The following is a 13,465-nucleotide window of genomic DNA, read 5'->3' as shown; positions in this document are numbered from 1 at the left end:
CTATTAAGGAGTGCGCTGCCAACATAGAGTGCAAGGTCGTGAAAGAAGTGGAAACTGGCGACCACATATTTTTCGTTGGAGAGATCGTGAACGTCACCTACGGAGATGCCTTCAAAAATAGAGAGCCAGACGTGAAGAATTTCAAATTCCTCATGCACGCAAAGTCTGGAGCTTACTTCACCTACCAGAGCGACGAAATTATTAAACCTTAGCCTTGTTTTTTGTTATGAATCCTGTAAAGGTTTTCTCCGGAATCGCACTTATCTTTCTCGGACTAACTCTCCTCATCATATCTCAAGCGGAAAAAGCGGAAGTGGAGTACGGAGGAGTGGTTATAATCGGACCGATTCCCATAGTTTTCGGTTCGTCGGTTTCTATAATCGCTCTTGTGGTTCTGCTTGCAGCATTTCTTCTCATCCTCTTCACTCTGAGGTGGTGACATGCTCGAATACTTGGCTATTCTGCTAATCGCAATTGGAATTTTTTTGCTCGTCAAAGGACTTACCGAAAGAATTGAAGAGATTCCGGAGCATACATATAGAGAGGAAGAGTTCGAGGATAGAGAAAGAAGGAAAGTAGAAGCCGGAGGAGTAGTCCTCATAGGTCCGATTATTACCACTCCTCCGTACTCCACTTCCGCTTTTTCCGCTTGAGATATGATGAGGAGAGTCAGTCCAAGAAAGATAAGTGCGATTCCGGAGAAAACCTTTACAGGATTCATAACAAAAAATAAGGCTAAGGTTTAATAATTTCGTCGCTCTGGTAGGTGAAGTAAGCTCCAGACTTTGCGTGCATGAGGAATTTGAAATTCTTCACGTCCGGCTCTCTATTTTTGAAGGCATCTCCGTAGGTGACGTTCACGATCTCTCCAACGAAGAATATATGGTCGCCAGTTTCCACTTCTTTCACGACCTTGCACTCTATGTTGGCAGCGCACTCCTTAATAGATGGTGCACTAACTTTTTGAGATGGAATGAAAGTCACGCTCATCTTTTCAGCTTTGTTTTCTCTTGCTCCGCTTGTTGTTCCGGCAATCCATACATCCTTCAGCAATTCCACAGTCGGAACGGCAATAACGAACTCCTTTTGCTCCTCAACGAGTTTTCTCGTGTATCTTGTTTTTCCTATCGCCACTCCAGCTAGCGGTGGTGAAAAGCTGAGAGGAGTAACCCAGTCCGCGGTCATCGGATTTGGTCTCTCGATAGTTCCGGCGACGATTATAAAAGTCCTCATCGGATACAAGAAGCTCAGCATATTCTATATTTTCCAAAGCTTTGAATAATAATCTTTCGAGAAGGCTTTTATACCCGAAGAAATTAACGGAGTTACATGGGATTGAAGGAGAAGGTTGAAGAAGTAATTGAGAAGGAAATAAGACCGGCTTTGATAAGAGACGGAGGGAACATAGCCGTCGTGGACGTGGATGAAGAAAACGGAGAGGTTAAAGTAAAGCTTCTCGGCTCCTGCTACGGCTGCCCTATGTCGCAGATAACACTCACGATGTTTGTCGAGCAACACTTAAAATCGAGAATACCAGAAGTTAAGAAGGTCACACCGGTTTGACGTGAATCATTGTTGCTTCATTTAAACTGATAACACTTAAAATTCGTAAACGTAGATTTTGAAATAGCCTTCGTTTTCAGAAGTCATACTGCTTAGCTATTCTTCGACAATTTAATATCTTTCTGCCCGGTCAATTTTTAGTCCTGAAGTTTACAGAAGCTTTAGTACCGACCGAACTTGGTAAATTCCGAACAGCACGACAGAGATCGAAGCTGAAATGAAAGCTTTTTAGTTTCGATTTTCTTTGCGAGTTTAATTGTGAAAGTCCAGATTGCTAAGCTACAAATCGTCACTGCCCAAGTTTGTTTATCAGATTTGAATAAGCTAACTCTTTCGAAGTTCCGACAATGTAGAAAAGAGTAGATCTTAACAAAAAATCCATCAAAGACGATCTAACACTGGTTCTAATCTCGATAATCTTAATCTTAATCGCTGCATGGATCGAAGCTAACGTAACGCTGAAAATAGCTAAAGCTATGCTAAATAATTAATCAAAAGGTACTACCCCAATTCTCCAAGGATTTTCTCTATTTTCGGTTTTAATTCTTTCAAATGTTTTTTAATAACTGTCCAAACGATGTTTAGATCGATGCCAAAGTAATGATGAATTACTACATCTCTAAAACCGGCAATTCTTTTCCACGGAATTTCTGGATACTTGGAACGAACTTCTTCGGGAATATTCTTTACGGCTTCACCAATTATTTCGAGGTTTCTAATCACAGCATCAACTATCAACTCATTTTCGACGAATTCATCAAAGCTTAAATCCCTCGTATACTTTTCAATCTTTTCAACGCTTTCTAAAATATCGTATAGAAACAACTTAGCGTCCCTTTTAGACATAAATTATCTCCTCTTTAACATGCTTCCACAATAGTGGCTTTCTAACAATTCCTTTTTTTGAAACCAAATCTACCTTCACATTAAGCAATTTTTCAAGATAATCTCTAAGATCGACAATCTCCCACCCAATCTCCCTTTCGAAATCGACCAAGATGTCAACATCGCTTAACTCTGTTTGTTCATTTCTTACATACGAGCCAAAAATCCCTATCTCTTTAACTCCAAACAACTTTCTAAGTTCTTCTTTATGTTCCGCTAATATTCTCTTAATCTCTTCAAGCGTTTTCATATTCTTTAACTTCTCAGGATAGCTTATTTATTTTGCGTGTTTTTAGTGGAGGATTACTGCGGATTGACTAACTCTAATAAGTCTAATAAGCAATTATACCGAAACTAAAACTGCCAAGGAACAACAATCGTCGGCTTTGTTATCTTTAGTTATGATCTAACTGGAAAAGGAGACGAAGCCATGGTTCCAATTTTGAAGGCGAAGTGCACTAAAAGCACTTTCAGCATTTTACTCAGATTACCGAGCGTTTTGGGAGGTTATAGAATAGTTTGGAAAGTAGCAAAGCCACATTGCATCCGAGGTTTTCCTGCTGCTTTTAAAAGAGTTGTCAGCGATCGTGCTTAACGAGGATTCGTTTACATCACAAAGCTAAGTCGAAAGATGCGTACCCCAAATTTATTATACCCTTCTTTTTAAGTTCAGCTGATGTTCGAAGTTACGGACAAGGATGCAATGGGAAGAATAGGGAAGCTAAAAACCCCTCACGGCGTCGTGGAAACTCCAGCTTTGATGCCGGTGATAAACCCAAACATTGATTTTATTCCTCCAAAAGAGCTGAAAAGAATGGGAGCGGAAATTTTAATAACGAACTCCTATATAATTTACAGAACCGAAAATCTAAGAGAGAAAGCTGAAAAAATCGGAGTGCACGCTCTTCTCGATACGGACTTGCCTGTGATGACTGACAGCGGAAGCTATCAGCTGCTGATGTACGGAGAAATTGAAGTTAACAACGAGGAAATCGTAAAATTTCAGGAAAAGATTAAGAGCGACATTGTGGTGCCCTTAGACATCCCAACTCCCCCGGATGCCGATTACTCCACAGCTTTAAAAGATCTTGAGGAGACAATAAAGCGAGAAAAGGAAGCTGTGGAAATCTACTCCGGGGAAGGGCTTTTGGCTCTTCCCATCCAAGGCTCCACCCATTGGGATTTGAGAAAAAAATCCGCTGAGGAAGCTGCCAAGATTGGAGGGGATGTTTATCCGATAGGCGGAGTTGTTCCTTTAATGGACATGTATAGATTCGAAGACGTTGCAAGAGCTGTGCTTTCAGCAAAAACCAAGCTCCCTCCAGATAAGCCTGTACATTTATTCGGAGCTGGACACCCTATGGTGTTCGCTTTGTTTGTTGCCTTAGGCTGTGATCTTTTTGATTCCGCCGCTTACGCTTTATTCGCAAAAGATGATCGCTATTTAACACCCTACGGAACGGAGAAGCTTTCCGAGATGAATTACTTTCCGTGCTCGTGTCCGGTTTGCTTAGAATACACGCCAGAGGAAATGAGAAGAATTGAAAAGAGTGAGCGGGAGATTTTACTTGGAAAGCATAACCTCTACGTTAGTTTTGAAGAGATTAGGAGGGTTAAACAGGCTATAAAGAACAATGAGCTTTTTGAGCTCGTTGAAAGAAGGATAAGAGCACATCCATACCTAATTCAAGCTTGGAGGGCTATCAGAGATTACTACGACCTTGTGGAAAAGTACGACCCCTTTGCCAAGAAGGTCTTCTTCTACCTCGGAACAGAGAGCTGCCTGAGACCTGCTGTGAGAAGGCATCAGGAGAGAGTTCTAAGAGTGAAGACGGACAAGAAGGAAATTATCATTTCCTCGGATTATAGCGTAAAAGCCGACTTCTACTTAAAGCCCCCCTTCGGAGTTGTCCCAGCTGAACTCATGGAAAGCTATCCCGCCGGACATGCGGAAATTCCAGAGGATCTCGACGAAGAAGCGTACAAAACTGCCGTAAGAGGTTTGAAGATGTTCCTCGAAAAGCACAAGGATAAGAAAGTCAGCCTTATTATCGACGAGAAGTGGAGGAAGTTTTTGGATGACGTTCAGACTTGAAAAAAGGGATGGATTCTCGAGAGCTGGAGAGTATAAGGGAATAAAAACCCCAGCTTTAATCGATTTGAGGGAAGATACGAACTTGGAAGTTGAAGTAAAAGCTCCAGAATTTCTTGAAAAAATCGACAGAGAGCTTTACGAGGTCTACAAGTTTGAGAAAGAGATAAAAATTCTCGTTCTTGAGGGTTTAAGTGAGAAGGAAAAGGTTGAAAAAATAGTTTCCTTTAGATCCTCCAATTTGTCTCCTCTCTATATTTCCGGCGTTGCAACACCACAAAACGCGTTAATTTACGTTTACCTCGGTGCAGATTTTCTCGATAATCTTTTAGCTTTGAGAATGGCTTACGACGGAGTATACTTCACTCCGGAAAGAAACTTCAGGCTCGAAAGTCTGAAAAGTCTCCCATGCAGCTGTAAATTCTGCGAAGAAGTGGGAAACTTCAAAGAACTCAACAAGTTCGAAAGGTATGAGTTCTTAGCGAACCACAACACGGAAGTATTAAGGAGAGAAGTCGAGCTATCGAGGAATCTGATATTCTCCGAGGAGATAAGGGATGTTGTTGAGGCGAGGTCAAAGATTGTTCCCGAAGCCGAGGTTCTTTTGAGGTACGCCGATAAAAACTATGAGGCTTTCGAAAAATACACTCCAGTTTTCAGGAAATCCGAACTTTATCCAACCACCGACTCTTCTTACAGAAGGGTGGAAGTTACGAGATACTTCGAAAGAATGAGGAAGGTTTACTCGCCCAAGTCTAAGATCGCCCTCCTCCTCCCCTGCAGTGCAAGAAAACCCTATTCGCTCTCAAAGTCCCACAGGATGATAAAAAATAAGCTCGGGAGGACTTTGAAAGGTGTCAACGAGATAATAATCTCCTCCCCTTTCGTAGCTCCGAGGGAGTTCGAGTTGATATACCCAATAGTGGCTTACGACACGCCAACGACTGGAGAGTGGAGCGATTTCGAGATAAACTTTGTCGCTGAAAAACTCTCGCCTCTCCTTGAAAATTTCGAGAAAATTTACGCTTACCTCCACGGAGGCTACAGAAAAGTTGCTGAAAAAGCTCAAAAAATTTCCGGAGTTGAAATAGAGTTCGTCGACGATTTGAACGAACTCAAGAAAAAGCTCGAAAGCGAAGAAAAGATCGACTTCGATCTGTACTCAGAAATTCTGAGACACATGTCCCTATACCAATTCGGAGTGGAGTTTGAGGGTAAAGCAAGAGGAAAGTATCCAGAGCTCAGGTTCTTCGGAAGAGGGCTGGCTGGAAGGGTGGACACAAACTACGGAATGCTCGACATATACGAAGAGTTCGCTTATCAGCTTTTTGAGAAAGAAGTATACACGATTAAGATCGACGAATTCGATCCGAAAGGGACGATCTTCGCTGCCGGAGTTTTAGAGGCTGACGAAAGGATACGTCCGAACGATATCGTTGTTTTTTACAACAGCAGAATTATTGGAGTTGCTCAAGCTGTTATGAGCGGGAAAGAAATGGAAATTTGCGAGCAGGGAGTGGCAGCAGTGGTCAGAAGGAAGTTCGAACGGAAAGATTGAATTTACGAGATATTTCGCTTTAAAGTTTGCTGCTGAACTCTTTTGATTATAGAAAGCTTAATATAGATCGTTCATTCTTCGAATAAAAGGGGATAGCCATGAAAAAGTGGATAGCAGTTACTTTAGTTATTCTCGCTGTTTTAGTTGCTGGCTGTGCAGAGGAGAAGGTGAAACCAACACCAACACCAGTCGAAAAGAAAGAGACTCCAAAGAAAGTTGAAGAGAAGAAGACACCAGTTCCCGAAAAAACGCCAGAAAAGAAGGAAACTCCAAAAGCTAAACCCACTCCGAAACCGACTCCGAAGAAGGTTGAGGCTAAATCTCCGGTGGTTGAATGTACGGTCTGTCATACAAAGTCCGTTGATTACAAGCCTCACGTTGGTGGAGGACAGCTCTGTGGCAACTGTCACGGATGGGATCCACACAAGATCCACGTTGGACCGGGAACGATAGAGCTCGACTGTAAAGTCTGCCACGGAACTCCTCCAAAGCTCGTCGTTCCTAAGCCAATTGAGGAAGGAAGGACGGTCTGTGAAAACTGCCACGCATATCCAGATGCCGTAAAGCCAAGCTACGGCAACTTGGTTAACATCCACTTACCAAGAGGAAAGTACTGTACAGTATGCCACGGAACGGACATTGCGGGAATACACAAAGCTGCCGACAAGTTCGTAGAGCAGTGAAGTATGAAAAAGCTCTTTATAGCAATTTTTTTAACCTCCCTCCTACTTCTTTGCGCGGGAGAGGCACCTAAAGAGAAGGTAGTTCCAAAAAAAACAGTCGAAACTCCACTTCCAGCAGAAACCCCAAAACCCGAGAAAACTCCGACAGAAATGCAACAACTCCCAAGGTCCGAATGTGAGAACTGCCACAACAATCCGAAGAGACAGTATGTTCCCCAAGCTTACGAAGTGGAAGGACACAAAAATGCTGATTACTGCATCTCCTGCCACTTAAAAGAGTATTTGAACGAAAGCAAAGAATTTTTACTTGAGAAGCTCCACGAGAAGCACGTAACTCAGGCTGATTGTAAAGTATGTCATAAGGAAATAGGTAAGAGCGAGTGGGAGTGCTTAAACTGCCACGGAAGTGACCCTTTTAAGCCGGGGAGAAATCTCGTGGACATTCATAGAGCAAGAAACGTTCTCTGCGAAGACTGTCATGGGGAGGATTACCTGAGAATACACTTGGAGAAAAAAGTATTCCCCTACGAAATTCCCCCGATTCCTCCTAAGAACTAATTTTTATTTTTTTGATCGAGCATGTACTACGAAATAAGGGAATTGGAAGCTAAGAGCTTTCAAGTAAGCCTCGAAAACGGAAAAGTTGAAAATGCAAAGTATTCGGAATATTGTGGAAAATCTTTTAGGGTTTTAAAAAATGGCTTTTGGGGATACTTTGTAGGGAATTTGAGGGATGAAGAGGGTTTGAAAAGAGCCGAAAAATTGGCAATTTTCGAGGCTGATTCAGAAGTCGACAGCACACCCTTCGAAGGAAGCTTCGTTTTCAAGCAGAAAAAGAAACTTGAAGATATAAGCGTTGAAGAAAAGGTCGAGTTTTTGAGAGAAATTGACAAAATTCTGAGAAAGGAGGGAATCGTAAGCAGGAAACTCACGTACTTAGAAGTTTTTAGAAATGTCCGCATCAGGAACTCCTCCGGAGGAGAAGTGAGTTACGAAGTGCCAAGGTGTGGAATAATCATTCAAGCTTACGCTAAAGGAGAAACTCTCCAATTCTACGGAGAGAGGTTGATGAAGGTCGGCGGGTTTGAAGTTGTCGATAAAGCGTATGATGTTGCCGAAAACGTTGTTGAGACCGTTTTAAAGTTAACGAAAGCAAAAACTCCCCCATCTGGAAAAATGAAGGTCGTTATGGATCCCTCTTTAACGGGTGTTTTTGTTCACGAAGCTTTTGGTCATGCTGTAGAGGCTGACCACGTTTTGCAGAATGCGAGCGTTCTTGCCGGGAAATTGGGAGAAAAAGTTGCAGATGAGAGTGTTACGATCTACGACGATCCAACTTTGGAGGAGTTCGGCTTTTTTCCCTTCGACGATGAGGGCTTTAAAGCGGAGAGAAAAACCATAGTTGAGGGGGGTGTGTTAAAGAGCTATTTGCATTCGAGAGAAACTGCGAAAAAACTCGGTGGAAAAGCTGGAAACGGGAGAAGCGATTCTCTCGATTTTCCTATAGTCAGAATGAGCAACACATTCCTCTCTCCCGGAGATTACACTCTTGAGGAGCTTCTTGAGGAGGTTAAAGAGGGAGTCATTCTCTTCGGATCGAGGGGAGGAGAGACTAACCCAGCTACCGGCTACTTCCACTTCAACACAAAATACGGTTACATCGTGAGGAAGGGGGAAATTGAAGAAATGATAAGAGATGTTTCTCTCAGCGGAAAAACCCTCGAAACGCTGAGAAATGTTAAAGTTTCCAAAGATTTGTCTTTTGATCCGGGATTTTGCGGAAAAGCCGGTCAGTTGGTTCCTGTAGCGGATGGAGGTCCTTACACTCTTGTAGAAGCATTCGTGGGAGGAGAGTAAATGTTCGAAGCCTTCGACGCCTTTGAAGTTTACGAAGTGAGAAGCAAGTACTACTCAATTTCCATCGAGAAAAGCAGGATAAAGAACGTTTCCGAGGAGTTTGAGAAGGGTTACGGAGTGAGGGTCATAAAAGACGGTAAGCTTGCTTTTTCATCGGCAACAAGTCTGGATAAGTCTTTAGTTGAAAAGCTCGAAAAACTCGTTAGGATATCTGAAGACGAGCTTGACAGCTTTCCTTCCGTCGGAAAAAGAAGGGTTGGGGGATTGTACGATAAAAAGCTTGAGGAAAACCCCTTGGAGGTTCTGAAGGAGTCCTTTGAAACGATAGAAGCTGAGAGAAGCTGCGAAATAGCGAGCGGAATAGTTGAAATCGAAACCCTTGAGAGAAGAGTTTGGAATGACACGGGAGAAGTTTCAGAAAAAGCAACGTTTTTCGCCGTTATGCTCGAAGCTGTCCACGACAAAGGAAGCGCTTACGAATTCGATGCAAGCAGAAAAGCAGACCTAAATCTTGAAAGATTAACAGAAAAGGTTTGTTCTCTGGCAATAGACGATTCGAAAGCTAAAAAAGCCGAGAGGAGAGTCTGCGATGTAGTACTATCTCCTTTAGCATTTCATCAGCTACTATACTTCTCCTTCTACCCTTCCTTTAACGGGGAAAATGTCGTAAAAGGCAGAAGCGTTCTAAACGGAAGAAAGGGGGAGACTATTATTGAGGGATTAACGATCTACGACGATCCAACGCTTGAGGGGAAAGTGTTTTCCTATTCTTTTGACGATGAGGGTGTTAAGGCTGAAAGAAAGATACTCCTTGAAGAGGGTGTTCTCAAAGGATTTTTGTGCGACTTCAAACATTCGAGGATTCTTGGGGAAAAGGCGGGCAACGCTTTCAGGGAAGATTTCGATTCTTTGCCGAAAATTCATCCCTCGAACATCGTTGTTGAAATCGAAAAGGGTAGTTTCGACGCAGATTTTTACGTTCACTCCTTCATAGGAGCGCACACAGCCAATCCAGTTAGCGGTGACTTCAGTTTAGAGTGCATGAACGCTTACCAGAATGGAGAGCCTGTTAGAGGGGCTATGCTCTACGGGAACGTTTTCGAATTCCTAAAGAAGGTTTCCTGCATGAGTAAAAACGTTAGGCAGGTTGAAAACACGATTTGCGGAGATGTGCTTGTCGAAAATGTGGAAATAAAAGCCTGATCGAAAAGGATAAAACCTTTTCGTGGAATTTCTAAGTGTGGTAAGAGGGTTGGAAAGGTATGAAGCGATAAACAGGAATAAAGCTGTGGCCAAGTTTCAGCTGGTAAAAAGGCTTGAAGCTGAAGAGGGAGATTTCAAGACCCACGAAAAATACAAGAAGGAGTTTCAAAAGTTTTTGGAGGAGGAAGGAGAGAACTTAAGGATTCTGGACAAGGAACCTCCAGAGTACTCTTTTCTTGATTTAAAAATAGATCTGCTGATGGAGATGCTAAAAAACTGCAACTTCTGCGAGAGGAGGTGCGGAGTCAACAGATACGAGAAGCTCGGATACTGCAAAACTGGAGTTGAAAGCTACTACAGCAGCGAATTTCTTCACTTTGGAGAAGAGCCAGAACTTGTTCCTTCTCACACGATTTTCTTCAACCGTTGCACGTTTTCGTGCGTTTTCTGTCAGAACTACGATATAGTCTACGATGACGACTACAAAGTCGATCCAAAGGAATTGGCGGTTATGATCGACATAAGGAGAAGGCAGGGAAGCAGAAACGTTAATTTCGTTGGAGGGAATCCCGATCAGCATTCCCACACCATTCTTAAAATCCTGAGAGAGGTGAAGTCGAACATTCCCGTCGTTTGGAACTCGAACATGTACCATTCCTGGGAACTCGGAAAGATAATCGAAGATGTCGTTGACGTTTGGCTTGGGGACTTCAAATACGGAAATGACGAATGCGCTAAGAAATACTCCAACGTCAGAAACTACTTCCAAGTTGTGACAAGAAACTTCTTGGATGCTAAGAAAACTGGAGAGCTCCTGATAAGACACTTGGTGATGCCAAACCACATAGAGTGCTGCACGGCTAAAATCGTAAAGTGGGTTTCCGAAAATTTAGGAAGAAGTGTCAGATTCAACCTAATGTTCCAGTACTATCCCACCTACAGAGCTTACGAATTTGAAGAGATATCAAGAAGGCTCAGCTGGGAAGAAATGAGAAGAGCGAAGGAATTAGCGGAAGCGTACTTAGATAACCTCGTCTAACTCAACACCCCTTCTGTAAATTAAAGCTGCTAAAATTGTTAGCAGAGCTGCTACTTCGAAGATTATTCTAACTCCAACTACTCCTCCGCCAGCCAAATCGTAAATGATCCCAGAGAGTATTGGACCGATCGCTCTCCCGATGCTTTTAGAAGCCGACAGAACACCCATGTAGCTCCCTTCTAAGGATTGCCTTACTCCTTCATGGGCTACAAGGGAGCTCACAGCGGGAAGCGTTATTGCCGTTGAAACACCAAGAAGAGTTGAGAGAAGAAGGACTTCAAAGTAGTTTTCTGCCCTAACTATCAAAAACAGCGAAACGGCTCCGATAAAACTTCCGAACCACACGGGCTTGACGAATCCGTATTTATCAGCTAAAATTCCGGATCTCATTTGAATCAAAGAAGAGGAAATTAAATTCGCGAAGAGAGCAGCCCCTATCTGCGTTAGGCTCATTCCTATCGCTGAAAGGTAAATCGGCAAGAAGCTCATGACGCTTCCTCTACCCATCGAACTCAGTATTCGGTAGATAATTGCTGTGAACACGCTTTTTGTTATCATAATTCTCTTCTCTTCTTTTCTTTTCGCTCTATTACCTTCGGGAAACTTCAACAGGGCTATCAAAAAGCTGAAAGCCGAAAATGCACTCATCGCAAAAAAGGCTGAAGAGTATCCGAATTTATCAGCGAAGACGCCTCCTATTAGCGGACCGAAAGCCATTCCAAGAAAGATCGATGAATTCACTATTCCCAGATTTTTCCCCAACTCGTTTTTATTTGAAATTGAGGCAACTTGAGCCATGGCAATCGGGATTACCATCGCAGATGACGTCCCGTGAAGTATCCTTACTAAAAGCAGTTCTTCCTTTGTTCGGGAAAATGCGTAAAGGATTGCGATGATCGTGTAGAGAATCAGTCCGGTGGAGAAAATCTTTTTCCTGCTGAATTTATCACCCAAGTATCCGAAGAAAGGAAGCGAGAGAACTCGGGAAATAGAAAAGGAAGCAAATATTAGTCCGATCCAAATCCCTGTTGCTTGCAAGTTTTCAGCTATAACGGGAAGGAGGGGGGAGATTATCCCCACTCCGAGCATCACTGAAAAGAGGGAGAGGAGAATAGCTATCATTTTAACAAAGGAAGGTTGCCAGTAACCTTATCTATTTTCTTGCTCTGCTCTGGACCAATAACAACCGCCGTAATCGTTCCCGGTGGTATTTCCGTTAAGCCAGCATCTTTCACATAAGCAGCCGGCAATCCAAGGCTTTTAGCTTTCTCAAAAATCTTCATAAGCTCCTCAAGATTTTTTACTTTAAGAACTATCTTCTTTTGTCCTTCCATCTTCCACTTTTCCCTCGTTTTTTCGTCAACAATTTCATATCCCAAAATAGAAGCGTGAGCGACCTGAACGGCTAACTTCCCCCTCGAAAGATTGAGGTCTTCCCTCACCACTATAACCTGCTTGTATTCACTCTCCTCCGAAACCATAGGACTTTAGCTCTTCCAGCGAAACCGGTTTGGATTTTTCCTCAAGCCATATTTCTCCAAATCTTTTTGCATCTTCCTCGTTGAACTCCGACACGTAAATTTTGTCTTCTTCGGTTCTCTCTATCGCTTCAAGGGGGATTCCCAGAAACTTGTCCTTAACTTTTATAACAAGCCTGTTTTTGTGCACATCTATGCTCTCTCCGATTACTTCTCCATTTCTCACCACGAATCTGCAGATCAAGTCCATGTGATTTGTTGAAAGTTTAAAGATAAATTCTTTACGGGAATTTCAGCAAGTTTATTATTCGAAAGCAGAATTTGACTGCGATGAAAATTTACGTCCCCTTCAAACCGACGAACCCCAAGTCGAGGTTATCCAAAATTATGAGCGAGAAGGAGAGAAGGGAGTTCGCTTTCCAGCTTTTGCTCGATGTCCTCGAATCTTGCGAAGATGCAATAGTCGTGACTTCATCGAGAGATGACAGGCTTCGAGGGTTAAAGTACGAAATTGACGATAGAGATCTCGACACCGCAGTGACTTCAAGGATAAAAAAGGAAGATTCGGCTTTTATCATGTCCGATCTCGCTTTAATAAACAAAAAGATCGTTAAAGGGTTTTTAGATACCGATGGAGACGTTGTGATTGCTCCCGGAAGAAAAGGAGGAACAAACATGCTTTTATCAAGAAGCAGAGAATTTTACACCTCCTATCACTATGGAAGCTTTTTGAAACATATAAGAATAGCTGAAAGGCTCGGGTTGAGTTTGAGTGTTTTCGATTCATTCTACGCAAGCATTGACATCGACGACGAATCGGATCTACTTGAGTTAATGCTCCACGGAAAAGGAAAGAGAAGTTACGAGTATCTGGAGAGCATAGGGTTTTACGTAGACTTCTCTGAGAAAGAGCCGAAGCTGAAAAGATCGTAATTTTCTTACGTGATTTCTTTTCTGATAAATCTCTCCGACTTTACGTCTCTTTTTCTGACAAGTTGAACGTATTTTATCGAAGTCGTAGCGCTCTTGTGTTAGCTTCTCTCAACTTTGTCATCTTTCAATCCTCTTTTCATCGAGGTGTTAGAATGTTACGGGAAGGTGTAGAGG

At 42.7% G+C, this 13,465-nt stretch carries 17 protein-coding genes and 2 pseudogenes; 13 read left to right on the top strand and 6 right to left on the bottom strand.

The window, feature by feature from the left end; translation table 11 throughout:
- From F7C14_RS09070 to F7C14_RS09060, 3 genes are all read left to right on the top strand, one after another.
- Window positions 1-212: flavin reductase (locus tag F7C14_RS09070; protein ID WP_290902078.1), on the top strand; the 212-nt coding region annotated here is incomplete at its 5' end.
- A 14-nt stretch (window positions 213-226) separates the two neighbouring features.
- Window positions 227-439: a DUF131 domain-containing protein gene (locus F7C14_RS09065; RefSeq protein WP_290902075.1), complete on the top strand. Its 213-nt coding sequence runs from the start codon at window positions 227-229 to the stop codon at window positions 437-439.
- 1 nt (window position 440) lies between these two features.
- The gene (locus F7C14_RS09060) at window positions 441-653 is read left to right on the top strand and encodes a DUF131 domain-containing protein (RefSeq protein ID WP_290902073.1); all 213 of its coding nucleotides are present in this window, start codon (window positions 441-443) and stop codon (window positions 651-653) included.
- An 82-nt stretch (window positions 654-735) separates the two neighbouring features.
- Here F7C14_RS09060 and F7C14_RS09055 read toward each other — a convergent pair whose 3' ends face one another.
- Window positions 736-1,254: a flavin reductase family protein gene (locus F7C14_RS09055; protein ID WP_290902071.1), complete on the bottom strand. Its 519-nt coding sequence runs from the start codon at window positions 1,252-1,254 to the stop codon at window positions 736-738.
- A 75-nt stretch (window positions 1,255-1,329) separates the two neighbouring features.
- On the opposite strand from F7C14_RS09055, the gene F7C14_RS09050 reads away from it, so the two are divergent.
- Entirely contained in the window at window positions 1,330-1,563 is a 234-nt protein-coding gene (locus F7C14_RS09050; protein ID WP_367114358.1) for a NifU family protein, read from the top strand.
- Window positions 1,564-2,064: 501 nt separating this feature from the next.
- On the opposite strand, the gene F7C14_RS09045 is transcribed toward F7C14_RS09050, so the two are convergent.
- Both F7C14_RS09045 and F7C14_RS09040 read right to left on the bottom strand, forming a co-directional pair.
- On the bottom strand, window positions 2,065-2,409 hold the full coding sequence (locus F7C14_RS09045) for a DUF86 domain-containing protein (protein ID WP_290902068.1): 345 nt from the start codon (window positions 2,407-2,409) through the stop codon (window positions 2,065-2,067).
- Window positions 2,402-2,644: pseudogene (locus F7C14_RS09040) on the bottom strand (nucleotidyltransferase family protein); the annotation flags it as partial. The pseudogene F7C14_RS09040 and the gene F7C14_RS09045, both read right to left, overlap by 8 nt.
- Between F7C14_RS09040 and F7C14_RS11130 the strand changes: the two are divergent.
- The 8 genes and pseudogenes from F7C14_RS11130 to F7C14_RS09005 form a co-directional block, all read left to right on the top strand.
- Window positions 2,592-2,720 (top strand): annotated as a pseudogene (locus F7C14_RS11130) (hypothetical protein); the annotation flags it as partial. The pseudogenes F7C14_RS09040 and F7C14_RS11130 sit on opposite strands and share 53 nt — an antisense overlap.
- 404 nt (window positions 2,721-3,124) lie before the next feature.
- Window positions 3,125-4,543, top strand: coding sequence for a tRNA guanosine(15) transglycosylase TgtA (gene tgtA / locus F7C14_RS09035; RefSeq protein ID WP_290902062.1), 1,419 nt, complete (start codon window positions 3,125-3,127; stop codon window positions 4,541-4,543).
- Window positions 4,527-6,098 (top strand): archaeosine synthase subunit alpha, encoded by a 1,572-nt coding sequence (gene arcS / locus F7C14_RS09030; RefSeq protein ID WP_290902059.1) that lies wholly within the window; start codon window positions 4,527-4,529, stop codon window positions 6,096-6,098. The genes tgtA and arcS overlap by 17 nt, the downstream gene beginning before the upstream one ends.
- A gap of 98 nt (window positions 6,099-6,196) precedes the next feature.
- Window positions 6,197-6,781 (top strand): hypothetical protein, encoded by a 585-nt coding sequence (locus F7C14_RS09025; protein WP_290902056.1) that lies wholly within the window; start codon window positions 6,197-6,199, stop codon window positions 6,779-6,781.
- 3 nt (window positions 6,782-6,784) lie between these two features.
- Window positions 6,785-7,339 carry a cytochrome c3 family protein gene (locus F7C14_RS09020; protein ID WP_290902053.1) on the top strand — a complete coding sequence of 185 codons (555 nt, stop codon included), beginning with the start codon at window positions 6,785-6,787 and terminating at the stop codon, window positions 7,337-7,339.
- Window positions 7,340-7,360: 21 nt separating this feature from the next.
- On the top strand, window positions 7,361-8,638 hold the full coding sequence (locus tag F7C14_RS09015; protein ID WP_290902050.1) for a TldD/PmbA family protein: 1,278 nt from the start codon (window positions 7,361-7,363) through the stop codon (window positions 8,636-8,638).
- A complete protein-coding gene (locus F7C14_RS09010) occupies window positions 8,639-9,841 on the top strand; it encodes a TldD/PmbA family protein (protein ID WP_290902048.1) in 1,203 nt (400 codons plus the stop codon). It begins immediately after the preceding gene.
- Window positions 9,842-9,878: 37 nt separating this feature from the next.
- A complete protein-coding gene (locus F7C14_RS09005; RefSeq protein WP_290902046.1) occupies window positions 9,879-10,880 on the top strand; it encodes a radical SAM protein in 1,002 nt (333 codons plus the stop codon).
- On the opposite strand, the gene F7C14_RS09000 is transcribed toward F7C14_RS09005, so the two are convergent.
- Genes F7C14_RS09000 through F7C14_RS08990 form a run of 3 tightly spaced genes read right to left on the bottom strand, consistent with a single transcriptional unit; the run spans window position 10,863 to window position 12,608 of the window.
- Entirely contained in the window at window positions 10,863-12,002 is a 1,140-nt protein-coding gene (locus tag F7C14_RS09000) for an MFS transporter (RefSeq protein WP_290902043.1), read from the bottom strand. The two genes, F7C14_RS09005 and F7C14_RS09000, sit on opposite strands and share 18 nt — an antisense overlap.
- Window positions 11,999-12,361 carry a peptidyl-tRNA hydrolase Pth2 gene (pth2, locus tag F7C14_RS08995; RefSeq protein WP_290902041.1) on the bottom strand — a complete coding sequence of 121 codons (363 nt, stop codon included), beginning with the start codon at window positions 12,359-12,361 and terminating at the stop codon, window positions 11,999-12,001. The genes F7C14_RS09000 and pth2 overlap by 4 nt, the downstream gene beginning before the upstream one ends.
- A complete protein-coding gene (locus F7C14_RS08990; protein WP_290902039.1) occupies window positions 12,342-12,608 on the bottom strand; it encodes a DUF5749 family beta-barrel protein in 267 nt (88 codons plus the stop codon). Before F7C14_RS08990 ends, pth2 begins: the two co-directional genes overlap by 20 nt.
- Before the next feature lie 80 nt (window positions 12,609-12,688).
- Between F7C14_RS08990 and cofC the strand changes: the two genes are divergently transcribed.
- Complete coding sequence (cofC, locus tag F7C14_RS08985) at window positions 12,689-13,291, top strand: 2-phospho-L-lactate guanylyltransferase (protein WP_290902037.1); 603 nt, start codon at window positions 12,689-12,691, stop codon at window positions 13,289-13,291.
- Window positions 13,292-13,465: the final 174 nt, after the last annotated feature.

The sequence above is a fragment of the Ferroglobus sp. genome, from assembly GCF_015521575.1.
Taxonomy (GTDB): Archaea; Halobacteriota; Archaeoglobi; order Archaeoglobales; family Archaeoglobaceae; genus Ferroglobus.
The sequence above is the reverse complement of the archived record's forward strand: the minus strand, read 5'-3'. Positions and strand labels throughout refer to the sequence as shown.

Coding starts and splice junctions, on each gene's coding strand:
- F7C14_RS09060 (WP_290902073.1), top strand. CDS start 441: ATGCTCGAATACTTGGCTATTCTGCTAATCGCAATTGGAATTTTTTTG.
- F7C14_RS09025 (WP_290902056.1), top strand. CDS start 6,197: ATGAAAAAGTGGATAGCAGTTACTTTAGTTATTCTCGCTGTTTTAGTT.
- F7C14_RS09000 (WP_290902043.1), bottom strand. CDS start 12,002: ATGATAGCTATTCTCCTCTCCCTCTTTTCAGTGATGCTCGGAGTGGGG.
- arcS (WP_290902059.1), top strand. CDS start 4,527: ATGACGTTCAGACTTGAAAAAAGGGATGGATTCTCGAGAGCTGGAGAG.
- cofC (WP_290902037.1), top strand. CDS start 12,689: ATGAAAATTTACGTCCCCTTCAAACCGACGAACCCCAAGTCGAGGTTA.
- F7C14_RS09015 (WP_290902050.1), top strand. CDS start 7,361: ATGTACTACGAAATAAGGGAATTGGAAGCTAAGAGCTTTCAAGTAAGC.
- F7C14_RS09045 (WP_290902068.1), bottom strand. CDS start 2,409: ATGTCTAAAAGGGACGCTAAGTTGTTTCTATACGATATTTTAGAAAGC.
- F7C14_RS09065 (WP_290902075.1), top strand. CDS start 227: ATGAATCCTGTAAAGGTTTTCTCCGGAATCGCACTTATCTTTCTCGGA.
- F7C14_RS09050 (WP_367114358.1), top strand. CDS start 1,330: ATGGGATTGAAGGAGAAGGTTGAAGAAGTAATTGAGAAGGAAATAAGA.
- F7C14_RS09020 (WP_290902053.1), top strand. CDS start 6,785: ATGAAAAAGCTCTTTATAGCAATTTTTTTAACCTCCCTCCTACTTCTT.
- F7C14_RS08990 (WP_290902039.1), bottom strand. CDS start 12,608: ATGGACTTGATCTGCAGATTCGTGGTGAGAAATGGAGAAGTAATCGGA.
- F7C14_RS09055 (WP_290902071.1), bottom strand. CDS start 1,254: ATGCTGAGCTTCTTGTATCCGATGAGGACTTTTATAATCGTCGCCGGA.
- F7C14_RS09010 (WP_290902048.1), top strand. CDS start 8,639: ATGTTCGAAGCCTTCGACGCCTTTGAAGTTTACGAAGTGAGAAGCAAG.
- pth2 (WP_290902041.1), bottom strand. CDS start 12,361: ATGGTTTCGGAGGAGAGTGAATACAAGCAGGTTATAGTGGTGAGGGAA.
- tgtA (WP_290902062.1), top strand. CDS start 3,125: ATGTTCGAAGTTACGGACAAGGATGCAATGGGAAGAATAGGGAAGCTA.